22 protein-coding genes are annotated in these 24036 nt (G+C 72.3%); 12 read left to right on the top strand and 10 right to left on the bottom strand.

The window, feature by feature from the left end; translation table 11 throughout:
* Positions 1–39: 39 nt before the first annotated feature.
* The 4 genes from AB0H32_RS20230 to AB0H32_RS20215 all read left to right on the top strand — a co-directional run bounded on the left by AB0H32_RS20230 (position 40) and on the right by AB0H32_RS20215 (position 6828).
* Positions 40–1227 (top strand): ROK family transcriptional regulator, encoded by a 1188-nt coding sequence (locus AB0H32_RS20230; protein WP_361122123.1) that lies wholly within the window; start codon positions 40–42, stop codon positions 1225–1227.
* Positions 1228–1264: 37 nt separating this feature from the next.
* Complete coding sequence (locus AB0H32_RS20225) at positions 1265–3076, top strand: carbohydrate-binding protein (protein ID WP_361122120.1); 1812 nt, start codon at positions 1265–1267, stop codon at positions 3074–3076.
* 150 nt (positions 3077–3226) lie between these two features.
* Positions 3227–5587 (top strand): glycoside hydrolase N-terminal domain-containing protein, encoded by a 2361-nt coding sequence (locus tag AB0H32_RS20220; protein ID WP_361122117.1) that lies wholly within the window; start codon positions 3227–3229, stop codon positions 5585–5587.
* On the top strand, positions 5584–6828 hold the full coding sequence (locus tag AB0H32_RS20215; RefSeq protein WP_361122114.1) for an SGNH/GDSL hydrolase family protein: 1245 nt from the start codon (positions 5584–5586) through the stop codon (positions 6826–6828). The genes AB0H32_RS20220 and AB0H32_RS20215 overlap by 4 nt, the downstream gene beginning before the upstream one ends.
* A 96-nt stretch (positions 6829–6924) precedes the next feature.
* On the opposite strand, the gene AB0H32_RS20210 is transcribed toward AB0H32_RS20215, so the two are convergent.
* The 5 genes from AB0H32_RS20210 to AB0H32_RS20190 form a co-directional block, all read right to left on the bottom strand.
* On the bottom strand, positions 6925–7275 hold the full coding sequence (locus AB0H32_RS20210; protein WP_361122111.1) for a UBP-type zinc finger domain-containing protein: 351 nt from the start codon (positions 7273–7275) through the stop codon (positions 6925–6927).
* Positions 7272–8747 (bottom strand): ATP-binding protein, encoded by a 1476-nt coding sequence (locus AB0H32_RS20205; RefSeq protein WP_361122108.1) that lies wholly within the window; start codon positions 8745–8747, stop codon positions 7272–7274. Before AB0H32_RS20205 ends, AB0H32_RS20210 begins: the two co-directional genes overlap by 4 nt.
* Positions 8744–10420: an FAD-dependent oxidoreductase gene (locus AB0H32_RS20200; RefSeq protein WP_361122105.1), complete on the bottom strand. Its 1677-nt coding sequence runs from the start codon at positions 10418–10420 to the stop codon at positions 8744–8746. The genes AB0H32_RS20205 and AB0H32_RS20200 overlap by 4 nt, the downstream gene beginning before the upstream one ends.
* A gap of 173 nt (positions 10421–10593) precedes the next feature.
* Positions 10594–10947 (bottom strand): VOC family protein, encoded by a 354-nt coding sequence (locus AB0H32_RS20195; RefSeq protein ID WP_361122103.1) that lies wholly within the window; start codon positions 10945–10947, stop codon positions 10594–10596.
* A gap of 20 nt (positions 10948–10967) precedes the next feature.
* On the bottom strand, positions 10968–11438 hold the full coding sequence (locus AB0H32_RS20190) for a MarR family winged helix-turn-helix transcriptional regulator (protein ID WP_361122100.1): 471 nt from the start codon (positions 11436–11438) through the stop codon (positions 10968–10970).
* Positions 11439–11499: 61 nt separating this feature from the next.
* Between AB0H32_RS20190 and AB0H32_RS20185 the strand changes: the two genes are divergently transcribed.
* Together AB0H32_RS20185 and AB0H32_RS20180 are read left to right on the top strand one after the other, a co-directional pair.
* Complete coding sequence (locus AB0H32_RS20185) at positions 11500–12456, top strand: LLM class flavin-dependent oxidoreductase (RefSeq protein ID WP_361122097.1); 957 nt, start codon at positions 11500–11502, stop codon at positions 12454–12456.
* A gap of 46 nt (positions 12457–12502) precedes the next feature.
* Positions 12503–13369: a universal stress protein gene (locus AB0H32_RS20180; RefSeq protein ID WP_361122094.1), complete on the top strand. Its 867-nt coding sequence runs from the start codon at positions 12503–12505 to the stop codon at positions 13367–13369.
* Here AB0H32_RS20180 and AB0H32_RS20175 read toward each other — a convergent pair whose 3' ends face one another.
* Positions 13370–14647 (bottom strand): DUF4032 domain-containing protein, encoded by a 1278-nt coding sequence (locus AB0H32_RS20175; protein WP_361122091.1) that lies wholly within the window; start codon positions 14645–14647, stop codon positions 13370–13372.
* A gap of 43 nt (positions 14648–14690) precedes the next feature.
* Positions 14691–15320 carry an alpha-ketoglutarate-dependent dioxygenase AlkB gene (locus AB0H32_RS20170; RefSeq protein WP_361122088.1) on the bottom strand — a complete coding sequence of 210 codons (630 nt, stop codon included), beginning with the start codon at positions 15318–15320 and terminating at the stop codon, positions 14691–14693.
* 112 nt (positions 15321–15432) lie between these two features.
* On the opposite strand from AB0H32_RS20170, the gene AB0H32_RS20165 reads away from it, so the two are divergent.
* Positions 15433–16059 (top strand): TetR/AcrR family transcriptional regulator, encoded by a 627-nt coding sequence (locus tag AB0H32_RS20165; protein WP_361122085.1) that lies wholly within the window; start codon positions 15433–15435, stop codon positions 16057–16059.
* A 35-nt stretch (positions 16060–16094) separates the two neighbouring features.
* Entirely contained in the window at positions 16095–17768 is a 1674-nt protein-coding gene (locus tag AB0H32_RS20160) for an FAD-binding dehydrogenase (RefSeq protein WP_361122203.1), read from the top strand.
* A gap of 2 nt (positions 17769–17770) precedes the next feature.
* On the opposite strand, the gene AB0H32_RS20155 is transcribed toward AB0H32_RS20160, so the two are convergent.
* Positions 17771–18121 (bottom strand): DUF488 family protein, encoded by a 351-nt coding sequence (locus tag AB0H32_RS20155; protein WP_361122082.1) that lies wholly within the window; start codon positions 18119–18121, stop codon positions 17771–17773.
* 165 nt (positions 18122–18286) lie between these two features.
* Between AB0H32_RS20155 and AB0H32_RS20150 the strand changes: the two genes are divergently transcribed.
* From AB0H32_RS20150 to AB0H32_RS20135, 4 genes are read left to right on the top strand one after another with little or no spacing between them, the layout of a single operon-like run.
* Positions 18287–19714 carry a M1 family metallopeptidase gene (locus AB0H32_RS20150; RefSeq protein ID WP_361122079.1) on the top strand — a complete coding sequence of 476 codons (1428 nt, stop codon included), beginning with the start codon at positions 18287–18289 and terminating at the stop codon, positions 19712–19714.
* Between the two features lie 41 nt (positions 19715–19755).
* Complete coding sequence (locus AB0H32_RS20145) at positions 19756–20016, top strand: hypothetical protein (protein WP_361122076.1); 261 nt, start codon at positions 19756–19758, stop codon at positions 20014–20016.
* Between the two features lie 11 nt (positions 20017–20027).
* Positions 20028–20735: a response regulator transcription factor gene (locus tag AB0H32_RS20140; RefSeq protein WP_361122073.1), complete on the top strand. Its 708-nt coding sequence runs from the start codon at positions 20028–20030 to the stop codon at positions 20733–20735.
* Positions 20732–22561 carry a HAMP domain-containing sensor histidine kinase gene (locus tag AB0H32_RS20135; RefSeq protein ID WP_361122070.1) on the top strand — a complete coding sequence of 610 codons (1830 nt, stop codon included), beginning with the start codon at positions 20732–20734 and terminating at the stop codon, positions 22559–22561. Before AB0H32_RS20140 ends, AB0H32_RS20135 begins: the two co-directional genes overlap by 4 nt.
* Before the next feature lie 21 nt (positions 22562–22582).
* On the opposite strand, the gene AB0H32_RS20130 is transcribed toward AB0H32_RS20135, so the two are convergent.
* Positions 22583–22828, bottom strand: a complete 246-nt coding sequence (locus AB0H32_RS20130; RefSeq protein WP_361122067.1) for a WhiB family transcriptional regulator — start codon at positions 22826–22828, stop codon at positions 22583–22585.
* Between the two features lie 95 nt (positions 22829–22923).
* On the bottom strand, positions 22924–24036 hold a 1113-nt coding region (locus AB0H32_RS20125), incomplete at its 5' end, for a saccharopine dehydrogenase C-terminal domain-containing protein (RefSeq protein ID WP_361122064.1).

Below are 24036 nucleotides of genomic sequence, written 5' to 3'. Positions count from 1 at the left end.
TTATTGACAGCGGAAAATAATGGCCCTAGGTTCCCGGCCATGCGCTCGACACCCCCCGCCGAGACGTTCCCGGCCCACACCCCGGCCGCCTCGCAGGTCTTCACGACGGTCCTCTCCCAAGGCCCCCTGACCCGCCTCGACGCGGGCCGCCGGGCCGGGCTGTCCCCGGCCGCCGTCACCAAGGCCGTCCGCCCCCTGCTGGAGGCCGGGTACCTGGTGGAGGGCGCCGACGAGGAGGCCCGCCCCGCCCTCGGCCGGCCCGCCCACCTGATCCGGGTCAACGGCGAACGGGCGCTGTTCATCGGCATCAAGGTGACCGGCGACCAGCTGATCGCCGTACTGACCGACCTGTGCTGCCGCATCCGCCTCGCCCGGCGCGCCCCGCTGCCGGACCGGGCGACGCGCAAGGTGCTGGCCGCGGTCGCGGACCTCGTCCACGAACTCCTCGCCCACGCCGCCGAGTCGGGTGCGCCGGTCCTCGGGCTCGGCATCGCCGTCTCCGGCGACGTCGACCGCGCCGAGGGCGTGGTGCGCTACTCGCCCTTCCTGGCGTGGCGGGACGTGCCACTGGCCGAACTCGCCGCCATGACCAGCGGGTTGCCGGTCACCGTCGACAACGACGTGCGCGCGCTGACCGTCGCCGAGCAGTGGTTCGGCGCCGGCGCGGGCCTCAGCGACTTCGCCGTGGTGACCGTCGGCGCGGGCATCGGCTGCGGACTCGTGGTCCACGGACGGGTCGTCGCGGGCGCACACGGCGTGGCGGGCGAGATCGGCCACGTCGCCGTCGATCCGGCGGGACCGTCCTGCCACTGCGGCAGCCACGGCTGTGTGGAGGCGATCGCCTCGGACGCCGCGATCGTCGCCCGCATGCGCGAGGTGACGGGCCGTCATGTCGTCGACGGCGCCGAGGCGGTGGCCCTCGCCCACCAGGGCGTTCCCGGGGCCCGCGAGGTCTACGCAAGGGCGGGGGAGGCGATCGGCCGGGGGATCGCCGCCGTGGCCAACCTGCTCGGACCCGAACGCGTGATCATCTCCGGCGAGGGCCTTTGCGCCTACGACCTCTTCGCCGAGCACATCCGCGAGGCGTTCACCGCGGCCGCCTTCGGCTCGGCCGCGCAGTGCGACCTGCAGACCCGCCCGCTCCCCTTCGAGGAGTGGGCGCGCGGCGCCGCGGCCGCCGCGATCCAGTCCTTCATCACGTCGACCCCCAACAGCGGACAGGGCTGAGCCGCCCCGTCCCGAACCCACCCAGGAGGTACCGCCCATGCGGTCGCCCTCGCACTCCCTCCTGCCCGCACGCGGACTCGGATGCGCCGTCGCCCTGGCCCTCACCACGGGCCTCGCCGCGACCGCCCCGCAGGCACGGGCAGCAACGGTCTCCACGGTCTCCACGGCCGCAACGGCCTCCAGGCCCTACATGGGCTGGTCCAGTTGGAGCATGCAGTCGTCCAAGTACCCCGGTCTCAACCCGGACGGCGACTACAGCTATCTCACCGAGGCGAACGTCCTGAAGCAGACCGACGCCCTCGCCGCCCGGCTGAAGGAGTACGGCTACGAGTACGTCAACATCGACTCCGGCTGGTGGCGGGACCGGAACTGGAAGCCGGGGTTCGACGGGTACGCCCGCCAGCAGGCCGACCCCGGCCGCTTCCCGCACGGCATGAAGGCCGTCGCCGACCACATCCACGCCAAGGGCCTCAAGGCCGGCATCTACCTGCCCGTCGGGCTGGAGAAGGAGGCCTACGGAGACGGCAAGGTGCCGATCCGGGACGCCGACGGCTGCACCACCGCCGACATCGTCCATGGCGACCTGCGCACCACCAACGGCTGGGACAGCGCCTACAAGCTGGACTTCTCCAGACCCTGTGCCCAGAAGTACGTCGACTCCCAGGCCCGGGAACTGGCCGGCTGGGGCTACGACTTCCTCAAGCTCGACGGGGTGGGCCCCGGCTCCTTCAAGAGCGGCGACCATTACGACAACGTTGCCGACGTGGCCGCCTGGCAGAAGGCCATAGCCGCCACCGGCCGGCCCGTACACCTGGAGATCTCCTGGTCCCTGGACATCGGGCACGCCGCCGACTGGAAGAAGTACTCAAACGGCTGGCGCCTCGACACCGACGTCGAGTGCTACTGCAACACCCTGGTGAGCTGGGAGAACTCCGTCGACGACCGCTTCGACGACACCCCCGGCTGGACCCGGCACGCAGGCCCCGGCGGCTGGAACGACCTCGACTCCCTCGACGTCGGCAACGGTGCCATGGACGGCCTGACCAAGGCCGAGCGGCAGACCTACGCCACCCTGTGGGCGGTCGCCAAGTCCCCGCTCTACACCGGCGACGACCTGACCAGGCTCGACGACTACGGCGTGCGGCTCCTCACCAACCGCGAGGTCATCGCCGTCGACCAGGGCGACGCCCCGCCCGCCCGGCCGGTCACCCCCTCCGACCCGCAGCAGGTGTGGGCCGCGAAGAACCCCGACGGCAGTTACACCGTCGCCCTGTTCAACCTCGCCGATGTCCCCGCCGCCGTCACCGCCGACTGGTCCTCGCTCGGCTTCACCGGCAGGGCCGGCGTCCGCGACCTGTGGAACCACGAGAACCTCGGCTCCCACCGGAACGGGATCACCGAGGCGCTGCCCGCCCACGGCTCCCGCCTGTTCACCGTCACCCCGCACGGCAGCGCCCTGCGCACCACCCGCCATGAGGCCGAGTCCGCCGCCAACACGCTCGCCGGCAACGCCTCGGTCGCCGACTGCTCCGCCTGTTCCGGCGGCAAGAAGGTCGGCAACCTCTATCTCGGCGGCAGGCTCCGCTTCAACGACGTCGTCGTCGACAGGCCCGGCACCTACCTGATCAAGGTTGCGTACGTCAGCGGCGACGCCCGCTCGGTGAACGTTTCGGCCAATGCCGGGAACCCCGCGCGCCACAGGTTCTCCTCCACCGGCGACTGGGGAAGCGTGGAGACGGTGAGCGTGCCCGTGACCCTGAAGGCGGGCATCAACACCGTCACCTTCGACAGCGGTTCGGACTACGCGCCGGACATCGACCGGATCGACGTTCCCGTCTCGCCGCGCTGACGCGACAGCGCTGCGCCGCCGGCGCCGTGGGGAGCCGCGGGTCCGTCGTGGCTGGTCGCGCCCACGCGGCCAAGCCGCACGTCGGCACGGCCCCGCACCTTTCGGGCGTGCGCATCACGCACCGATCTTCATCGAGTTTCGGAGCTTGCCATGGACCCCAGAACCCCCAGCAGACGCGGATTCCTCGCTCTCGCCGCCGCCACCGGAGCCCTCGCCTCGCTGCCCTCCTTCACCGCCAACGCCACCGCCGCCCCCCGGCGGCCCACCACCGTGCCCGCGCCCGATCTTCGCCACCAGCTGTGGTGGCAGGCGCCCGCCGACGAGACCTCGCTGATCCAGCAGGGCCTCCCCGTCGGCAACGGCCGCCTCGGTGCCCTCGCCACCAACGACCCCGGCCGGGAACTCCTGCTGATCACCGACGCCACCCTGTGGAGCGGCGGCCTCAACGACACGCTCGACTCCGACGGCCAGTTCCCCTACGGCCGCACGGACTTCGGCTCCTTCACCCTGCTCGCCCGGCTCACCGTCGACCTTCCCGACCACGACCTCGGCGCCGTCTCCGGCTACCGTCGCACCCTCGACCTGGCCCAGGGCGTGGTGACCACCTCGTACGTCCGCTCCGGAGCGACGTACCAGAGGCAGCTGTTCGCGAGCCGCCCCGACGACGTCGTGGTACTGCACTTCACCCAGAAGGGAGGCGGCCGCTACACCGGCACCGTGACCCTCGACGGCACCCACGGCGAGCAGAGGCCGAGCGCCACGTCCTTCGCGGGTTCGCTCGCAGGCGGACTGCGCTACGGTGCCGCGATCACCGCTCACGGCAGCGGTGGCACCGTCCGCGTCGACGGCCCCCGTATCACCTTCTCCGGATGCACGGACCTGACCGTGGTGGTCAGCGGCGGCACCGACTACGCGCCCGACGCCTCGGCCCACTACCGCAACCCGTCCGTCGACCCCGAGGCGCTCGCCCGGACCAAGGTCCGCACCGCCGCCCGCCACCCGGCCGAAACGCTGCTGCGTACACACGTCACCGACCACCAGGCGCTGTACGGACGCTTCGACATCCGGCTCGGCACGTCCTCCCCCCGGCAGCGCGCCCTGGACACCTGGGAGCGGATCCGGGCACGCGCCCGGGACGACGTGCCGGACCCCGAACTGGAGGCCGCCTACCTGCAGTTCGGCCGCTACCTGATGATCTCCGGATCCCGCGGCAGCCTCCCGCTCGGGCTGCAGGGACTGTGGCTCGACGGGAACGACCCGGACTGGATGGGCGACTACCACACCGACATCAACGTCCAGATGAACTACTGGATGGCGGACCGGGCGGGCCTGTCGCCCTGTTTCGACGCGTTCACCGACTACTGCGTGGCCCAGCTCCCCTCCTGGACCGATGTCACCAGGAGACTCTTCAACGACTCCCGCAACCGCTACCGCAACTCCAGCGGCAGGAACGCCGGCTGGACGGTCGCCATCTCCACCAACCCCTATGGTGGAGGAGGCTGGTGGTGGCACCCGGCGGGCAACGCCTGGCTGTGCAACTCCCTGTGGGAGCACTACGAGTTCACGGCATCGCCTGCCCACCTGGAGAAGATCTACCCGCTCCTCAAGGGTGCCTGCGAGTTCTGGGAGGCACGGTTGCTCACCCACACGCTGCCGGAGACCGGCCGGGAGGTCCTCGTCGCCGACAGCGACTGGTCACCGGAACAGGGCCCCCTCGACGCCAAGGGCATCACCTACGCCCAGGAACTCGTCCGGGCGCTGTTCGGCAACTACCGCACCGCGGCGGCACTGCTGGGCCGGGACGCCGAGTACGCCCGCACGATCGGCGGGCTCCGCGACCGTCTCTATCTCCCGGTCGTGAGCCCGAGGACGGGCTGGCTGGAGGAGTGGATGTCCCCCGACAACCTCGGCGAGACCACCCACCGGCACCTGTCCCCGCTCATCGGCCTCTTCCCCGGCGACCGCATCCGGCCCGACGGCTCCACGCCCGCAGACATCGTCGCGGGCGCCACCGCCCTGCTCACCGCCCGCGGCATGGACAGCTTCGGCTGGGCCAACGCCTGGCGCGCCCTGTGCTGGGCCCGGCTGAAGAACGCCGACAAGGCCTACCAGCTGATCGTCAACAACCTCCGCCCGTCGAGCGGCGGCAGCAACGGCACCGCTCCCAACCTCTTCGACATCTACCAGGTGGAGCAGGGCCGGGGCATCTTCCAGATCGACGCCAACTTCGGTACTCCGGCCGCCGTCGTGGAGATGCTGCTGTACTCCCGCCCCGGCCACCTTGAACTCCTGCCCGCCCTGCCGGACGCCTGGGCCGCCTCAGGTTCCCTCACCGGCGCCGGGGCCCGCGGAGGCTTCGTCGTCGACCTGCGCTGGCGGCACGGGAAACCCACCGAGGTGCGGATCCGCAGCGTCGGCGGCACCATGACCACCGTGGGGTACGCAGGAACGTCCCGGACGGTCCGCCTCGAACCCGGCGAGTCCGTCACGTTCGAGGACTTCGTCCGGTGACCGCCCCACTGCGCCCCGCGCACCGCCGGCATCACTGGCGCGTCGGCCGGATCGCCGCCGTGCTGCTCGCGGCCGTCGCCTGCCAGTCCGCGCCCACCCGGGCCGTGGCCCGCCCTCCCGAGGCCACCACGCGGGGCTCCGGGATCGTCACCTGGGCGGCGAGCGCCGACCGCCTCGGCGAGGGCGTCGCCGACCGCGGGTACCGGCTCGTCGTGCACACCAGCGTCGCCGGAAGCGACCTGCGCGTCCGGCTGTCCAACGCCTTCGGCGACCGCCCGCTGATCCTGGACGACGTCCACGCCGGCCTGCAGAGCGAGGGTGCCGCACTCCGGCCCGGCACCAACCGGAGGCTGACCTTCGGCGGAGCCCGTACGGTCACCGTCCCGGCGGGCTCCTCCGTGTGGAGCGACCCGCTGCCCGGCAGCATCCCCGCCGCCGTCAACCTGGTCGTCAGCCTCCACACCCCGGACGCGGCGGGTCCGGCCACCGGGCACGGGATGGCGATGCAGACGTCGTACCTCACCCAGGGCGACCACACCGCCGAGGACTCGGCGGCCGGCTGGACCGGGACGACCGGCTCCTGGTGGTACCTCGATGCCGTCTCCGTGCGCCCGTCGAGCACCCGCACCGGCGCGGTGGTGGCGCTCGGCGACTCCATCACCGACGGCTGGCAGTCCACCACCGACCTGGACCGGCGCTGGCCCGACTACCTCGCCCGGCGCCTGAACAAGGCCGGGACCCACGTCAAGGGCGTGGCCAACGAGGGGATCGCCGGCAACAAGGTCCTCGCGGACGGCGCTGGGCAGAGCGCCCTGCACCGGCTGGACCGGGACGTCCTGTCCCAGCCGGGCGTGCGCACCGTGTTCCTCTTCGAGGGGGTGAACGATCTCAAGGCCCACACCGGTGTCACCGCGGCCGATCTGATCGCCGGATACCGGGAGATCGTCCGGCGGACGCACGCGGCCGGCAAGTGCGTGGTCGCCGCGACCGTGGGCCCGTTCAAGGGCTGGCCAGAGTTCGACCCGGCCGCCGAAGCCGTACGGCAGGAGGTCAACCGGTTCATCCGCGGCAGCGGGGAGTTCGACGCGGTCACCGACTTCGACCGCGTCCTGCGCAGCCCCTACGACCCCGAGCGGATCCTGCCCTTCTTCGACAACGGCGACCATCTGCACCCCAACGACAAGGGGATGCAGGCCCTGGCCGACGCCGTCGGCCCGGGCAGCCTCGACTGCACACGCTGACACTCCGGGCCGGCCGGGTCCTTTGGGCCCTTCGATCCGGACGGCTCCTCGGGCCGCCCGGAACCTCAGGGCCGCGGGTGCGTGTCCCGCGGCCGTTCAGCGCAGCGTCTCGGCCCAGTCGGCCGGCACCCGCCCGGCCGGACCCGGCACCGGCTGGTCCTCGGGATGGCTGACCGGCGGCGCGAGGTCGGGACCGGAGGCGAACACCTCGCTCGTGTCGTAGTTCCAGAACCAGTCCTCGCCCGGCTCGAAGCTGCGGATCACCGGATGCCCGGTGGACCGGTAGTGGGCGGTGGCGTGCTTGGCGGGGGAGTCGTCGCAGCAGCCGATGTGCCCGCAGGTCGCGCACCGGCGCAGGTGGAACCACCAGCCGCCGCCCTCGTCGCACTCCACGCACCCGGTGCCGCTCGGCGGAACCTTCGGGTCGATCGCCAACTCGTCGCTCATGCTGCCTCCTCGGGGGTGGTCAGGGCGGCCGCCTCCTCCGGCGTCTCCGCGGTCAGCGGCAGCAGCACCTGGAACCGGGTGTCACCGGGCACCGATTCGACCTGCAGGGTGCCGTGGTGCTTGTTCACGACGATCCGCCACGAGATGTCCAGGCCCAGACCGGTGCCCTCGCCGACCGGCTTGGTGGTGAAGAACGGGTCGAAGATACGGTTCCTGATCTCCGCCGGGATCCCGGGCCCGGTGTCCCGGAACTCGACCAGCACCCGCTCGTGGTCCAGCGCGGTCCTGACGGTCAGCGTGCCGTCCCCGCCCGCGCCGTTCATGGCGGACACCGCGTTGTCGATGAGGTTGGTCCACACCTGGTTCAGCTCCGCCGGATAGCCGGGGACCTGCGGGAGCGTACGGTCGTACTCCTTGACCACCTGGATGCGCGCACCGATCTTCCCGGCGAGCATCAGCAGTGTGCTGTCGAGGAGTTCGTGCACGTCCACCACCCGGTAGGGCGCCCGGTCCAGCTGCGAGTACTGCTTGGCCGCGTCGACGAGATGGGAGATACGGGTGGTGGAGTCCTCGATCTCGGTCATCAGCAGCTCGGTCTCGATGGTGTAGTTGAGCCAGCCGACCGCCCCGGGCAGGATCTCCTCGCCCACGGCCGCCGCGACCTGCTCCAGCCAGTCGACGTCGAGTCCCGCCTGTACGAAGGTGGGTGCCAGCTGCCAGCCGTAGTCGATGCCGTGGTCCTCCAGCCAGTCCGTGAGGGTGTCCTCCCGGTCGGCGGTTTCCAGCGGGCTGAGCACCGGCGCCTTGGCGACCCGTTCGGCGGTGCGCTCCTGGATCTCGATCAGACTCGCCAACTGGTCCCGTGAGAACGGGCCTTCCGCTATGATCGCGAGCTTGTGCCGCATTTTCGCGATCCGCTCGCGCAGCGTCGACGTGGCCCGCACCGCAGCCGCAGCCGGGTTGTTCAGCTCGTGCGTGAGCCCGGCGGACAACGAGCCGAGTGCCAGCAGCCGCTCCCGTTGCCCGACGGCGGCCTGGATGCTCTTCGAGCCGAAGAAGAGGCCTTCCAGCAGGTGCACGGCCATCGGGAACCACTCGCTCATGACGGCCGCAAAGGTGTCCGCGGGAAGCACGAAGAACCGCGTCGGCTCCGTCACCCGCATCGAGTTGTTGTACACCTGCCGCACCCGGTCCCCGATGTACGCCTGCATGGCGCCCGAGTACACCCCGCGCTGCGAGCTGCGGATGACCTCCACGTCGTCCTCGCCGACGCGCCGCGAGAGCACGACCGTGCCCTCGACCATCACGAAGAAGCAGGTGGCCGGGTCGCCCTCGGTGTACACCGGCCCGGGCTGGAACAGCTCCACCCGGCCCTCGCAGCACAGCCGCCCCAGCTGCTCGGGCGACAGCTTCTCGAAGAGGAACAGCGAGCCGATCTCCCTGGGGCTGCACGGCATCGGCTGCCCGCTCATGACTGCTCCAGATACCGGTGGACGAGCATGACGGCCATGGCTCCCTCTCCGACGGCGGACGCGACACGCTTGGCGGACTCGGCGCGTGCGTCGCCCGCCACGAACACGCCGGGAATGCTGGTCTCCAGGTGGTAGGGCGGCCGGTCCAGTTCCCAGCCGGCCGGCGGCCGCCCGTCGGCGGTCAGGTCGGGACCGGCCAGGATGAAGCCGCGCTCGTCGCGCAGCACCGTGTCGCCCAGCCAGTCGGTGAGCGGGGCCGCGCCGATGAACACGAACATCCACTGGGCGTCGACCTGTTCGCTGTCGCCGGTCGTCACATGACGCAGCGTCAGGTGCTCCAGGCGGTCGGAGCCGTGCGCGGCGTCGACCACCGTCCGGCTGCGCACCGAGATGTTCGCGGCCTCGCTGATCTGCTGGATCAGGTAGTACGACATCGACGCCGCCAGATCGGCGCCGCGCACGAGCAGCGTCACCGACTTGGCGAACCTGGACAGGTACATCGCCGCCTGGCCCGCGGAGTTGGCGCCGCCGACGATGTACACGTCGTGTCCCTGGCAGGCGGCCGCCTCGGTCAGCGCGGAGCCGTAGAACACCCCGCAGCCGGTCAGGTCGGTGCAGCCCTGCGCCTCCAGCTGCCGGTACTGCACCCCGGTCGCCAGGATGATGCTGTGCGCCGCGATCGCCGAGCCGTCCGAGAACCGTACGATGCGTGCCGCCCCGTTGACCTCCAGCCCGGTGACCTCGCGTGCGGTCAGGATCTCCGCGCCGAACTTGGCCGCCTGGCGCCGGGCGCGGTCGGTGAGCTGGGCACCGGAGACGCCGTCGGGGAAGCCGAGGTAGTTCTCGATCCGGGAGCTCTGCCCGGCCTGCCCGCCGGTCGCCGACCGCTCCACGAGGACGGTCCGCAGTCCTTCCGAGGCGCCGTACACGGCCGCGCCGAGCCCGGCGGGACCGCCGCCGATCACGACGAGGTCGTAGAAGTCGGCCGTGGGCATCGTCGCCAGGCCCACCCGTGCGGCCAGCTCCGGCGCCTCCGGCTCGACCAGCGTCGTGCCGTCCGGGGTGATCACCAGCGGCAGTCGCTGCCCGTCCTGCCCGGCGGCGGCCAGCAGTCGCTGCCCCTCCGGCTCCTCGACCGAGTACCAGCGGTAGGGCACCTGGTTGCGGGCGAGGAACTCGCGCACGTCGGACGAGCGCGCCGACCACCGGTGCCCGACGACCTTGGTGCTGGGCACGGACTTGTACTCGCTGTGCCGCCAAGCCTCCAGCAGGTCGTCCAGCACCGGATAGAGCTTCTCCTCCGGCGGGTCCCACGGCTTGAGCAGGTAGTGGTCGAGATCGACGACGTTGATCGCGTCGATGGCCGCGTTGGTGTCCGCGTAGGCGGTGAGCAGCACGCGCCGCGCCCCCGGGTACACGTCCAGGGCCTGCTCCAGGAACTCGATGCCGTTCATCTGCGGCATCCGGTAGTCGGCCAGGATCACGGCCACCAGCTCGCCGCGCAGCTTCAGTTCGCGCAGCGCCCCGAGCGCGGACTCCCCGGACTCCGCGCGCACGATCCGGTACGACTCGCCGTAGCGCCGCCTCAGATCGCGGGCGACGGCGCGGGAGACCCCCGGGTCGTCGTCCACGGTCAGGATGACGGTCCGCGCTGCCTCGGCGGCCTGTGCCATGCCTCTCCCACCCCGAGCGATCGGATCCACGGGACGGTGTCGCTGGGCCCACCGCACCGATTCCCGCCCATCGTATGTTCGATCGCCCGGGTTCGCCCCGGGATAAGGCAGGGACGACGATCTCCACCGTCCAGACGATCTCCACCGTCTACGAGACGGCAGTTGCGACGGTCTCAGGGGCGGCGCTCGCCCAGCACGCAGAACTCGTTGCCCTCGGGGTCCGCGAGCACCACCCAGGCCTGCTCGTCCTGCCCGACGTCCGCGTGCCGGGCCCCGAGGGACAGCAGCCGGGCCACCTCGGCGGCCTGGTCCTCGGGACGGAGGTCGAGGTGCAGCCGGTTCTTGACCGTCTTCTTCTCGGGCACCGGAGCGAAGAGCAGTCCTGGCAACCGGTCCGGGGCGGGCCGGATCTCGAACTCGTCGTGGGCGTCGTTGACCACCACCCACCCGAGCGCCTCGGCCCACCAGCGGCCCAGCGCCACCGGGTCGGCCGCGTCGACGTTCACCTGTTCCCATTCCAAGGCCATGGCGGCAGCGTAGACGTCGCTCAGCGGGACACGGGACTGGTTTTCTCCGGGTCCTCCGGGACGCCGGTCAGGGCCCGCAGCGAGCGCAGGAACCGGTCGGCGTCCGTGCCGGAGAGCGGGGCGAGGAAGCTGCGCTCCGCCTCCGCGCGGGCGAGTTCGGCCTCGCGGAGCAGTTCCTGGCCCTGCGGAGTCGGCTGCACCGTGTTGCGGCGGCGGTCCTCGGTGCTGCGGCGGCGTGCCACGAGCCCCTTGCCCTCCAGCGCGTCGACCAGGGCGACCATCGTGGTCCGGTCCACGCCGATCCGGATCGCCGCCTCCATCTGCGACAGCGGCCGGTCGGCCGCGAGCACGGCGAGCACCGCGAGCTCGCGTCCGTCGACGCCGAAGGGCGCCAGTGCCTGTGCGGAGGCCTCGGTGAACCGCAGGTGCACATGTTTGAGCAGATAGCCGAGCCGCGAGGTCAGAGCGGTGGTGGATGCGTCGCCCGTCATGACCGCATCGTATCTCCCAACTGATAGTCAGGAGCGCTGATGATTTACTAGGCTGACGTTCATGACGGCAGACAGTGAGGGGATGGGCGACATGACCGGTCGGACGGGGCACCCGGTGACCTTCGGCATCAAGACGACCCCGATGAGAGTGACCTACGACGAGATCCTGCGCGTGTGGCAGGAGGCCGACGACCTGCCCGACATCGCGGACGCCTGGCTGTGGGACCACCTGATGCCGGTCGCCGGGCCGAAGGACGGACACGTCCTGGAGGGCTGGACGCTGCTCGGCGCCCTGGCCGCACGGACCCGGCGGCTGCGGCTCGGGCTCCTGGTGACGAGCAACCGGATCCGCCCGCCCGCCGTCCTCGGCAAGATCGCGACCACCGTGGACGTGATCTCGGGCGGCCGTCTGATCATGGGCCTCGGTGTGGGCGGCACGCACCAGCCGCCCGGCGCGGGAGGCATCGCCGGTGAGAACCCCGCCGTCGCCGAGTACGCTGCCTACGGCCTCACCCTGGTCCCGCCGGCCGAGGGCATCGCCCGCCTGGCGGAGACCATCGCCATCCTCCGGGGCATGTGGACGCAGGAGGTCTTCGACTTCCAGGGGCGCTACCAGACCCTCACCGGCACCTACAGCGAGCCCAAGCCGGTGCAGCGTCCCGGCCCGCCCCTGCTGATCGGCGGCTGGGGCACCAGAACCCTGCGGCTGGTCGCCGAGCACGCGGACATCTGGAACGTGCCCGGGCCACCGCACAACACCCTCGAACGCGTCGCCGAGCGCTCCCGTGTGCTGGACGCCCACTGCGCGTCCGTGGGCCGGGACCCGGGGACGATCACCCGCTCCGTGCAGTACATCGTGTCCTACGACGACCCGGCCGGGGACCGCAGGACCATCGCCGGCCTCGTCCGGGCGGGCTTCACGCACATCGTGCTGAGCCTGCGCAGCCCCTACCCTCCGCGGATCGCGCGATGGCTCGTCGACGAGATCGTCGTACCCGTGCGCGAGGGTGCCCGATAGTGGGCACCAGCTGGACGAGGACGCGGTACGACGAGGAGGCCCACGCATGACACGCCCGATCACGGCAGGGGTGGACGGTACCGAGGCGAGCCTGGCCGCGCTGGGCTGGGCCGGCCGGGAGGCCGTGCGCAGGGGGCTGCCGCTGCGGGTGGTGCACGCGTGGCGCTATGCCGAGTCGCTCGCCACCGCCGACCGGGACACACAGCACGGCTGGGTGTCGGAGGGAGTGGCCGAGGCCGTGCGCAGCGTCGCGGAGCGCCACCCGGAGCTGGCTGTGAGCGTGGACGTGCTGGAGGGCGGGGCCGCCGTGGCGCTGGCCGACGCGGCCGCGGCGGCCGAGATGCTGGTGCTCGGCTCGCACGGGCACGGTGCGATGGTCGGGTTCCTGCTGGGATCCGTCGGACAGCAGGTGATCGCCGAGACGGCCCGGCCCGTGGTCCTGGTGCGGGCCGGTGACCGGCCGGCGGCGGAGGCGGGCGGGCGGGACGTCGTCGTCGGCCAGCACGGCGGCCCCGAGGACAGTGCAGGGGTCCTGCGCTTCGCGTTCGAGACGGCGGCCGCCCGCGGCGCCACGGTCCGGGCCGTACGGGCCTGGACGCTGCCGCCGGTCTTCGCCTACAGCCCCGGCTCGCTCAAGCTCCTCGACAACGTCGGCGGTCTGGAGCCGTTCGAGAAGAAGGCCCTGGCCGAGGCGCTGCAACCGTGGCGGGAGCGCTTCCCGGGCGTGCCCGTGGCCGAGCACGTCGAGATGGGCAGCGCGGGGCAGGTGCTGCTCGCGGCGGCAGGGCGGGCTCAGCTGATGGTCGTCGGGCGGCGGTCCCACCGCACGGCCGTGGGCGCCCGCATCGGGTCGGTGGCGCACGGCGTGCTGCACCACGCCGCCTGCCCGGTGGCGGTCGTCCCGCACGAGTGACTACTCGGCGGGTGTCGTCGGCTCCAGGGTCGCGCGGGCCCTGGGCAGGACGTTGCTGATGTAGTCCGCGACGGCGGTGTCCAGGCCTATGTCGTGCTGGGCCCGCTCGGACAGGTACCAGCGGTGTTCGAGCAGCTCGTGGTAGATCTCGGCCGGGTCCATGGACCCGCGCAGCTCGGGCGGGACCGCGCGCACGGTGGGCCGGAACACGTCCCGCACCCAGCGGTGCGCGAGCACCTCGGGGCGGGCGGCATGGGGGTCCTCCCTGCTCGAGCGAAGCCGAGAGCCCGGGGAAGGGTCGCCGGGCGCGTGGTCGTCCTGGGTGGCCATCCAGCTCTCCAGGTCGCCCAACAGCCGCCGGGCCTGGTTCTCCTCGGCGTCGAGGCCGGTCAGCCGCAGCAGCTGGCGCTGGTGGTGGCCGGCGTCGACGACCTTGGGCACGAAGGTGACCGTGTCGCCGCCCGCGGAGTGCTCGATCTGCATCTCGGCCACGTCGAAGCCGAGGTCGTTGAGGCGGCGTATCCGGCGTTCCATGTAGTGGTACTTGCCCGCCGGGTACACCGAGGTGCGGGTCAGCTCCTGCCACAGTGCGTCGTAGCGGGTGCAGATCTCGTGGCCGAACTCGACGGGGTCGACGGACGGGTGCAGCGCGCCCGACGCCTCCAGGTCCAGCAGCTCGCCGCTGATGTTCACCCGGGCCAGGTCCAGGTCGTAATCCCGCTGCCCGGGGCTGAGCCGGGGATGCAGGTCGCCGGTCTCGGCGTCCACCAGGTATGCGGCGTAGGCGCCGGCGTCCCGCCGGAACAGCGTGTTGGACAGCGAGCAGTCGCCCCACGCGAACCCGGCCAGATGCAGCCGCACCAGCAGCACCGCGAGCGCGTCCATCAGGCGGTGCATGGTCGCCGGGCGCATGGTCGTCTCGAACATCGAGCGGTACGGCAGCGAGCCGCGCAGATGCCGGGTGATCAGCACCGGCTCCAGGGGGGCGCCGGTGCGGTCGGCGCGGCCGGTGACCACGGCGAGCGGGTCGACGGCGGGAATGCCCAGCCGGTCCAGGTCGCGCAGCAGCCCGTACTCGCGCAGTGCGGGCCGCTCGGCCAGCTCCTTGACGGCGACCACCTCCGTCCCGGCGCGCGCGTAGCGCACGACGTGCCGGGAGATGCCACGGGGGAGCGGTACCAGGTACTCCTCCGGCCACTCCTGCAGGGGAACGTCCCAGGGCAGCGCGAGCAGGAGCGCGGGGTGCTCCGGGTTCGTGGCACTGATCTGCAAGGCCATGGGGCGAACTCTAAGGCCCGCCGGGCCAAAGCCCCCAGGGGTTTCACTGCACGCCGTGCGGCCGGAACTGGATGCTGATGCGCGGGCCCGTCGCGCGGGCGGTCTTGGGGACGCAGTGTTCCCAGGTGCGCTGGCAGGAGCCGCCCATCACGATGAGGTCGCCGTGCCCGAGCGGCCGCCGGACCGTGGTGCCGCTGGCTCCCGCCGGCCGCAGCAGCAGGTCCCGGGGCGCGCCGACGGAGAGGATCGCCACCATCGTGTCCTCGCGGGCGCCCCGCCCGATCCGGTCGCCGTGCCAGGCGACGCTGTCCCGGCCGTCGCGGTAGAAGCACAGCCCGGCGGTCGTGAACGGCTCGCCCAGCTCCGGGGCGTAGTGCGCGGACAGGGCCACGCGAGCCTCGTCGAGGACGGGGTGCGGCAGTGGGTCGCGGGCCGCGTAGAAGGCGAGCAGCCGCGGTACGGCGACCACGTTGTCGTACATCTTGCGGCGTTCGGCCCGCCACGGGACCTCGGCCGCCAACTGCTCGAACAGGGCGTCGGCACCGCTCAGCCAGCCCGGCAGCACGTCGATCCAGGCGCCGAGGTCCAGTTCGGTCCGGCGCAGCCCGTCGAGGCTGCCGAGCCGCAGCTCGTCGGTCTGGTCGAACAGGGAGCCCTGGAGGTGCGTGGACATGGGCCCAGCGTACTCCTGAATCGAAAATACGTTCCCATTGGGAGCTGATGGGGAGCCCTTTCGATACATCGGTGTATCGGATACATTGCTGTATCGAACGGAGGTCTCGGCGATGACGGCACAGGACACGGCCCGGCGGGTCACCCGACGGCGGGCCCGGACACGGGCCAACCTGCTCGACGCCGCTTTCGCGGTGTTCGCCGCCCAGGGCTACGGCCGGGTGTCCATCGAGGAGGTCTGCGAGGCCGCCGGCTACAGCCGGGGCGCCTTCTACTCCAACTTCGCCACCCTCGACGAGCTGTTCTTCGCCCTCTACCGGGAACGCGCCGACCTCATTGCCTCCCAGGTGGCCGACGCCCTCGCCCAGGACGGTCCGGACCTCGACGTGCCCGCCTCCGTGGACCGGGTCACCGAGGTCCTGCTGCTCGACGTGGACTGGCTGTTGGTGAAGACCGACTTCCTGGTGCACGCGGCCCGCGATCCGGCCGTCGCCCAGGCACTCCTCGACCACCGCAGCCGGCTCCGGCAGGCCATCGCCGACCGGCTCTCCAAGGCCCGGGGCCACACCGAACTGCCCGCCGTCCTCGGCGACGTCGACGGCGCCGCCCGCGCGGTGGTCGCGGCCTACGACGGCGTCACCACCCAGCTGCTGCTGGACAAGGACGCCGACGCCGCCCGCGGCTGGCTCAAGCAGCTGCTCACCGCCCTGCTGACCGACGGCAGCGGCACCCCCGAATGAGTCGCAGACGGAAGGACACAGACGCCATGGCCGCCATGGACGCGGACGTCATCGTCGTCGGAGCGGGCCTCGCCGGCCTGGTCGCGGCGCACGAACTCACCAGCCGGGGCCGGCGCGTGGCCCTGGTCGACCAGGAGAACGCCGCCAACCTCGGCGGCCAGGCGTTCTGGTCCTTCGGCGGGCTCTTCCTCGTCGACTCGCCCGAGCAGCGCCGCCTCGGCATCAAGGACTCCTTCGCCCTCGCCTGGAACGACTGGCGCGGCAGCGCGCAGTTCGACCGGCTGGAGGACGAGGACTCCTGGGCGGTGCGCTGGGCTCGCGCCTACGTCGAGTTCGCCGCCGGCGAGAAGCGGTCCTGGCTGGAGAGCCATGGCATCGCCCTGCTGCCGACCGTCGGCTGGGCCGAGCGCGGCGACCTCAGGGCGGACGGGCACGGCAATTCCGTTCCCCGCTTCCACATCGCCTGGGGCACCGGCACCGGTGTGGTCGAACCCTTCGTCCGCCACGCGCGGCAGGCCGCCCGGGACGGGCTGCTCACCTTCTACCACCGCCACCGTGTGGACGAGCTGGTCATCGAGGGCGGAGCAGCGCACGGGGTGCGCGGCACCGTCCTCGCCGACGACGACGCGCCGCGCGGCGCCGCCTCCAACCGTGAACGCATCGGCGACTTCGAACTCACCGCCCAGGCCGTGATCGTCACCACCGGCGGCATCGGCGCCGACCACGACATCGTCCGGCGCTACTGGCCCGAGCGGCTCGGCACGCCCCCCGCCGAGATGGTCACCGGAGTCCCCGCCTACGTGGACGGCCGCATGCTCGACATCAGCGCCGAGGCGGGCGTGCGCCTGGTCAACCGGGACCGGATGTGGCACTACACCGAGGGCCTGCAGAACTGGAACCCCGTCTGGGCCGGCCACGGCATCCGCATCCTGCCCGGCCCGTCCTCCATCTGGCTGGACGCCCTCGGCCGCCGCCTGCCCGACCCCTGCCTGCCCGGCTACGACACCCTGGGCACCCTCAAGTACCTGCGCACCACCGAGGACATCGCCGGGTACGACCACTCCTGGTTCGTCCTCACCCGGAAGATCATCGAGAAGGAGTTCGCGCTCTCCGGCTCCGAGCAGAACCCGGACATCACCGCCAAGGACCGGGGGGCCGTGCTGCGCGACCGGCTCCTCGGCAAGGGCGCCCCCGCACCCGTGCAGGCCTTCCTCGACAAGGGCGCGGACTTCGTCACCGCGAACACCCTGGAGCAGCTGGTCGAGAAGATGAACGCCCTGACCGGCAAGTCCCTGCTGGACGCGGCCGGGGTACGCCGCCAGATCGAGGCCCGCGACCTGCAGATCGCCAACTCATACAGCAAGGACTCCCAGGTCCAGGGCATCCGCAACGCCAGGCGCTACATCGGCGACCGCCTCGGCCGGGTCGCCGCCCCGCACCGCATCCTCGACCCGGCCGCGGGCCCCCTGATCGGCGTCCGGCTGCACGTCCTGACCCGCAAGACCCTCGGCGGCATCCAGACCGACCTCGACTCCCGCGCCCTCGGCACCGACGGCACGCCCGTCGACGGGCTCTACGCGGCCGGCGAGGTCGCCGGCTTCGGGGGCGGCGGCGTCCACGGCTACAACGCCCTGGAGGGCACCTTCCTCGGCGGCTGCCTGTTCTCGGGCCGCGCGGCGGGCCGGGCGGCGGCGAAGCAGACCGGCTGAACTCAGCCCTGCAGCAACTCCGCCAGCACCGTGGCGTGGTTCTGCTCCGGCTTCTTGGAGGCCGTCAGCAGCGTCACCGGGCCCTTGCGGACCGACTTCCTGAGGCCGTCGAGCAGTTCGGCGGCCTCAGGAGCCGCGAGCTCCGCCTGGTAGCGGTCCCGGAACTCCTCGTAGGAGCCTTCGTCGGCGTGGAACCAGCGGCGCAGTTCCGTCGACGGCGTGAGGCCCTTCGGCCACTCGTCGATGCGGGCCGCCTCCTTCGCGAGGCCGCGCGGCCAGAGTCGGTCCACCAGCACCCGCAGGCCGTCGTCGGGCTCGGGCGGGTCGTAGATACGGCGTACACGCACGCTCACGGCGGGGCCCTTCTCGGGTTGCGGACGGTCCCGCGAGAGTACTGCGGCGGGTCCGGTCCGCCGGGTGGCGACGCGGCTCGACTTGACCAGAATGAGGGGGAAACCGGCGTGCCGGCGCCCCTAGTCTGTGGGCCGATCGATCACCCGCCACCCCGAGGAGCGCATGTGACGACCCCCCGCCGGCAGACCGCAAGACGCCGCACCGCAGTCCTCCGCCGCGAGGCTGTTCTCGCCACCGTCCCCGTCGCCGTCGCGGCGCTGCTCGGCGCCGCCGGACCGGCCGCGGCCGGCACGACCGGCGCGGCCGGGGCCGGCGACCCCTACTTCCCGCTCAGCGGCAACGGCGGCTATCACGTGAGCCACTACGACCTGACGCTCCGCTACGACACCGCCTCCCGGCACCTGGACGGCAGGGCGGTCCTCACCGCCCGCGCCACCCAGCGGCTCGGCCGCTTCGACCTCGACCTCAAGGGCCTGACGGTCACCGGCGTCACCGTCGACCGCGCCGCCGCCGGCTTCCGCCGCAGCGGCCAGGAACTCGTCGTCACCCCGAGCCACGCCCTGCGCAAGGACCAGAAGTTCCGCATCACGGTCTCCTACCACGGCACCCCCAAGCCGGTCACCGACCCGGACGGCTCCGCCGACGGCTGGATACCCACCGACGACGGGGCGTTCGTCGCGGGTGAGCCCCAGGGCGCGATGACCTGGTTCCCGGCCAACAGCCACCCCAAGGACAAGTCGTCCTACGACTTCACCATCACGGTCCCCGAGGGGCGCACCGCCGTCGCCAACGGAGTCCTGCGCGGGCAGCACACCGCACACGGCCTCACCACCTTCCGCTGGCACGAGGCCGCACCCATGGCCGCCTACCTCGCCACCGCCACCGTCGGCACGTTCAAGGTGGAGCAGTACACCACCCGCGACGGCATCCGGGTCTACAACGCCGTCGACCCCCGCGAAGCGCACGCGTCCGCACCGGTGCTCAAGAAGCTGCCCTCCGTCCTCGCCTGGGAGAGCGGGCTGTTCGGGCCCTACCCCTTCCGCGCCGCGGGTGCGATCGTCGACCACGCCCCGGACGTCGGTTACGCCCTGGAGACCCAGACCCGGCCCGTCTACGACTCGGCGCCCGACCTGACCACCCTCGTCCACGAGAGCGCCCACCAGTGGTTCGGCGACTCCGTCTCGCTGACCTCGTGGAAGGACATCTGGCTCAACGAGGGCTTCGCGACCTACGCCGAGTGGCTCTACAGCGAGCAGCACGGCGGCGACAGCGCCCAGAAGACCTTCGACCACCTCTACGCCCGCCCGGCGACCGACGGCCTGTGGGCCTACCCGGCCGGTGATCCGGGCAGTGGCAAGAACCTCTTCGGCACACCCGTGTACGCCCGCGGCGCCATGGCGCTGCACGAGCTGCGCAAGGCCGTCGGCGACCCGGACTTCTTCCGGATCCTGCGCTCCTGGGCGGCCGCGCACCGCGCCGGGCACGGTACGACGGCCCAGTTCCAGCGGCTCGCGGAGTGTGCGTCCGGAAAGAACCTGGACGGGCTGTTCCACACCTGGCTCTACACCAAGGGCAAGCCGAAGAACGCCTGAACCCTGACGGGTTCCAAACAACTGTCGGCCATGGTCGACCCATGATCCGTCGCAGGACCGCCGTCGCTCTCCTCGCCTCCCCGCCGCTGCTCACCGGCTGCGGCGGCGGAGCCGAGGCGACCGAGCGCCGCACCCCCGCAGGCCGCCCGGCGCCGACCGCCGGCTCCGCACCCCGCCCGGCGCCGACGGCCGGCCCCGCACCGACGGCCCGCACGAAGGAGCTGCTGCGCACCCTGGCCCCGGGCCGGCACCCGGTCGTCGTCATGGGGTACGCCGACCGGCTCGCCCGCCGAGCCGCCTAGGATCCGAACTCGTGTGCGCACATGTGCTGGTCGCCGAGGACGACGAGAAGCAGGCCGAACTCATCCGCCGCTCCCTGCTGGCCGAGGGACACACCGCCACGGTGGTGCACGACGGCGCGGCCGCGCTCGACGCCGCCCGGCGCCTGAGACCCGACCTCGTCGTGCTCGACCTGATGCTCCCGGTGATCGACGGCTTCGGCGTGTGCCGGGTGCTGCGCGGTGAGGCGGAGGACCCGGGCATCCCCGTGGTCATGCTCACGGCCCGCGCCGCCGAGGACGACGTGCTGCTCGGCCTGGAACTGGGCGCCGACGACTACATGACCAAGCCGTACAGCCCGCGCGAGCTGATGGCCCGCATCCGCACGGTCCTCAGGCGCAGCGGGCGCGGCGCGAGCCTCAGGGACGACGACCCCGTCCAACGAGCCGCGGGGATCGACGTCGATCCGGTCCGCCACGAGGTGCGCTGCGACGGGGCGCCGGTCGACTGCACGCCGGCCGAGTTCCAGATCCTGCTCGCCATGACCGCGGAGCCGGACCGGGTCTTCTCGCGGCGGCAACTGCTCCAGTGCACCCGGGGCTTCGACCGGGCCTCCACCGAGCGGGCCGTCGACGTGCACATCATGAACCTGCGCCGCAAGATCGAGGCCGACCCACGGCGGCCCGTCCGCCTGCTGACCGTGTTCGGCGTCGGCTACAAGCTGAGCGGCGCACGGCCGTGAAGCGCCGGACACCGCTGCGCAAACGGCTGCTCGTCCGGCTGCTGTCCGTCTCGGCGCTCATCGCCGTCTGCTCGGTCGCGGCCACCGCCTGGCTCGCGGTGACGACCACCACCAGCGCCCTCAAGGAGGAGCAGGGCCAGGACCTCGCCGCCGACAACAGCATCCTGGCCCGGCTCAGCGGCTACGCGGCCACCCACCCCGACTGGTCGGACGTCCGGCGCACCGTCCACGACCTGGCCCACGAGACCGGTCGGCGGATCGCCCTCACCAGCGCCGACCGCACCCTGGTCGCCGACTCCGCGCCGCGCGGCACCCCACTGCCGCCCCGGCCCGCCGCCACCGTCGACCCCCTGCGCACCGACACCTACACCGAGACCGGGGCCCAGCTCAGCGGCATCGACCCGCGGATCGTCGGCCCGTACCGGGTCACGGCGAAGGAGCGGGACCGGCTGGACGCGCTCGCCGCCAAGCGCAGGGCGTGCTACGAGCGGTTCGGCGTCGACGCCACCGTGGTGCGGACCCCGAGCGGACGTCCCGTGCTCAGCAGCCCGGAGGGCACCGACACCTCCTACGCCGCCCAGAGCTGCGCGGACGGAGAGCTGAACATCCCCACCCCGACCGAAGAGCGGGCCCTGACCGACCTCGCAGGGCTGGCCCGCCCCTGCCTGAAGCAGGCGGGCATCGACTTCGGCGGTCCGCTGTACCTCACCTTCGACCCCAGCGGAAAGGATCCCCTGGGCGCCGGCGATCTGCTCACCAAGTACGCGAAGACACGCAACATCAAGGCCGCCACGCAGGCCGAGCAGCGCTGTGTGCTCGGCGCCCGCCGCACCCAGCTGGAGCCCTATGTCGCCCCGGTGGCCGAGCTGTTCCTCGGCATCGGTGACCAGAATCCCTCCCGCTTCGACATGTCCGCGGCCAACAAGGCCAAGGTGATCGGTGCGGCCGGACTGGTCCTCGCCGTCACCGTCGCCGTGACCGCCGTCGTCGCCGTCCGGCTCGTACGGCCCCTGCGCGCGCTGACCGCGGCCGCACAGCAACCGCCCGAACTGCACGTGCGGGTGCCGGTGACCACCCGGGACGAGACCGGCATCCTCGCCGAGGCGTTCAACGACCTGACCGAGCGCCGCGAGCGCCTGGAGGCCCAGCGCAAGGCCATGGTCAGCGACATCGCCCACGAGCTGCGCAGCCCGCTCACCAACATCCGCGGCTGGCTGGAGGTCGTGCGCGACGGCGTCGTCGCCCCCGATCCCGCCCTGCTCGCCTCGCTGCACGAGGAGTCGCTGGTGCTCCAGCGGATCATCGACGACCTGCAGGATCTCGCGGCCGCCGACGCGGGCACCCTGCGCCTGCACCGCGAGCCGGTCCCGGCCGGCGACCTGCTCGGACAGGTCGCCGCCGCACACCGGGTGGCCGCCGACGCGGCCGGCGTCGCCCTGGTCACCGAGGCCGACGACTCGGCCTGGCTGGAGGCCGACCCGGTACGGATGCGGCAGGCCCTCGGGAACCTGGTCTCCAACGCACTGCGTCACACACCCGCCGACGGCACGGTCACGCTGACCGCCCGCCTGGTGGGCGATGAGGTGGTCCTCACCGTCGCCGACACCGGCGCCGGCATCGCGCCCGAGGACCTCCCGCACGTCTTCGACCGGTTCTGGCGCGCCGAGAAGTCCCGCAGCCGCCGCACCGGCGGCAGCGGCCTCGGCCTGTCGATCGTCCGCCACCTGGTCGCGGCCCACGACGGCACGGCCGAAGCGGCGAGCGAGCCCGGCGAAGGCGCGCTGTTCACCCTGCGGTTGCCCGCGGCGCCGCCGGCGGAGGGATGAGGAACGGCGCCCTGCGCGGGATCAGGGGCGCCGCGCACCCCCACGCCGGTGCAGCGCACGGCGTTCCGTCTCCGTCGTGCCGCCCCAGATGCCGACCGACTGCCCCGCTCCCATGGCCCACTCGAGGCACTGCTCCCGGACCCGGCAGCAGGCGCACACCGCCTTGGCCCGCTGCGTCTGCAGTGTCGCGGGCCCGGTGGTGCCGATCGGGAAGAAGAGGTCGGGGTCCGCGTGGCGGCACGCGGCCAGGTCTCGCCAGTTGCCCATGGAAGTCACCTGCGATCGATGTCGTCCGCGCCCTTGCATCTGTGTAACGCGAGTTCGGGTCACCGTCGAGACGACTGCCAAACAACGGCATCCGGTCACTGCTCGCGCAGGCCCCACGGGGAGCCGTACGCGGTCAGCAGGTCGAGGAACGGACCGGCGGGAAACGCCTCCGGTCCCAGGACGCCCGTGCCCGACCAGGCACCGGTGGCGAGGAGTTCGAGGGCGACGACCGGATTGACCGCCGTCTGCCACACCACCGCCTGGCAGCCGTACTCGGCCATGGACCACTCGTTGTCGACCACGTGATACAGGTACACCTCGCGCGGCGCCCCGTCCTTGGTGCCGCGCACCCAGGTGCCCGCGCACGTCTTGCCCCGCATGCGCTCGCCCAGCGTCGCCGGATCCGGCAGGCACGCGGCGACCACGTCCCGCGGCGAGACGGCGACCGGCCCGTCCGCGCCGGCCACGGTCACGGGCGCGGTGCGGTCGAGCCCCAGCAGGTGCAGCGTCTTCAGCGTCTCGATGAACTCCCGGCCCAGTCCGTACTTGAAGGTGACGCGCCCGGCGCCGACCCAGCGCGGCACCAGCAGCACCTCCTCGTGCTCGACGTTCACGCACTCCACCGGCCCGATGCCCTCCGGAAAGTCGAACACCTCCGGCTCGCTGAACGGAGGCGTGGTGAACCAGCCGCGGCCCTCCTCGTAGACGACCGGCGGGTTCAGGCACTCCTCGATGGTGGTCCAGATGTTGAAGGAAGGCGCGAAGTCGTGGCCGTCGACGGTGAGGTTCGCACCGTCGCGGATGCCGATCTCCTCGATGGTGTCGAAGAGTTCGTCGGCCGCGTACCGCGCGAACACGTCCGACAGCCCGGGCTCCACCCCCATGCCGACCAGGGCGAGCGCACCCGCCTTCTCCCACTCGCCGGCCAGCGCGAACTGCTCGTCGCCCAGCTTGGTGCCGCACTCCTCGTACGGGCGCTCGGGGTGCGCCCGGGACAGCGACATCGCCATGTCCACGTATGTCGCACCGGTCGCGCCTGCCGCCCGGAACAGGGGCATGACGAAGCGCGGGTCGGTGGCGTTGAGCAGGACGTCGCAGCCGTGGCGGGCGAGCAGCCCGGCCACGGCGTCCTCGTCGCCCGCGTCGACGCGCTCGGCGCGGAACCGGTCCCCGGCGTCGCCTAGCGCCGCGACGGCCGCCTCGGCCCG

It is taken from the genome of Streptomyces sp. NPDC020362, assembly GCF_040642095.1.
In the GTDB taxonomy this organism is placed as follows: Bacteria; Actinomycetota; Actinomycetes; order Streptomycetales; family Streptomycetaceae; genus Streptomyces.
The sequence above is the reverse complement of the archived record's forward strand: the minus strand, read 5'-3'. Positions and strand labels throughout refer to the sequence as shown.

What these genes read in the sequence shown, in the direction of transcription:
- AB0H32_RS20195 (WP_361122103.1), bottom strand. Translation starts at nt 10,947, where the DNA reads ATGGCCTTGGAATGGGAACAGGTGAACGTCGACGCGGCCGACCCGGTG.
- AB0H32_RS20190 (WP_361122100.1), bottom strand. Translation starts at nt 11,438, where the DNA reads ATGACGGGCGACGCATCCACCACCGCTCTGACCTCGCGGCTCGGCTAT.
- AB0H32_RS20180 (WP_361122094.1), top strand. Translation starts at nt 12,503, where the DNA reads ATGACACGCCCGATCACGGCAGGGGTGGACGGTACCGAGGCGAGCCTG.
- AB0H32_RS20170 (WP_361122088.1), bottom strand. Translation starts at nt 15,320, where the DNA reads ATGTCCACGCACCTCCAGGGCTCCCTGTTCGACCAGACCGACGAGCTG.
- AB0H32_RS20165 (WP_361122085.1), top strand. Translation starts at nt 15,433, where the DNA reads ATGACGGCACAGGACACGGCCCGGCGGGTCACCCGACGGCGGGCCCGG.
- AB0H32_RS20230 (WP_361122123.1), top strand. Translation starts at nt 40, where the DNA reads ATGCGCTCGACACCCCCCGCCGAGACGTTCCCGGCCCACACCCCGGCC.
- AB0H32_RS20130 (WP_361122067.1), bottom strand. Translation starts at nt 22,828, where the DNA reads ATGGGCAACTGGCGAGACCTGGCCGCGTGCCGCCACGCGGACCCCGAC.
- AB0H32_RS20175 (WP_361122091.1), bottom strand. Translation starts at nt 14,647, where the DNA reads ATGGCCTTGCAGATCAGTGCCACGAACCCGGAGCACCCCGCGCTCCTG.
- AB0H32_RS20210 (WP_361122111.1), bottom strand. Translation starts at nt 7,275, where the DNA reads ATGAGCGACGAGTTGGCGATCGACCCGAAGGTTCCGCCGAGCGGCACC.
- AB0H32_RS20145 (WP_361122076.1), top strand. Translation starts at nt 19,756, where the DNA reads ATGATCCGTCGCAGGACCGCCGTCGCTCTCCTCGCCTCCCCGCCGCTG.
- AB0H32_RS20185 (WP_361122097.1), top strand. Translation starts at nt 11,500, where the DNA reads ATGACGGCAGACAGTGAGGGGATGGGCGACATGACCGGTCGGACGGGG.
- AB0H32_RS20160 (WP_361122203.1), top strand. Translation starts at nt 16,095, where the DNA reads ATGGACGCGGACGTCATCGTCGTCGGAGCGGGCCTCGCCGGCCTGGTC.
- AB0H32_RS20220 (WP_361122117.1), top strand. Translation starts at nt 3,227, where the DNA reads ATGGACCCCAGAACCCCCAGCAGACGCGGATTCCTCGCTCTCGCCGCC.
- AB0H32_RS20225 (WP_361122120.1), top strand. Translation starts at nt 1,265, where the DNA reads ATGCGGTCGCCCTCGCACTCCCTCCTGCCCGCACGCGGACTCGGATGC.
- AB0H32_RS20205 (WP_361122108.1), bottom strand. Translation starts at nt 8,747, where the DNA reads ATGAGCGGGCAGCCGATGCCGTGCAGCCCCAGGGAGATCGGCTCGCTG.
- AB0H32_RS20200 (WP_361122105.1), bottom strand. Translation starts at nt 10,420, where the DNA reads ATGGCACAGGCCGCCGAGGCAGCGCGGACCGTCATCCTGACCGTGGAC.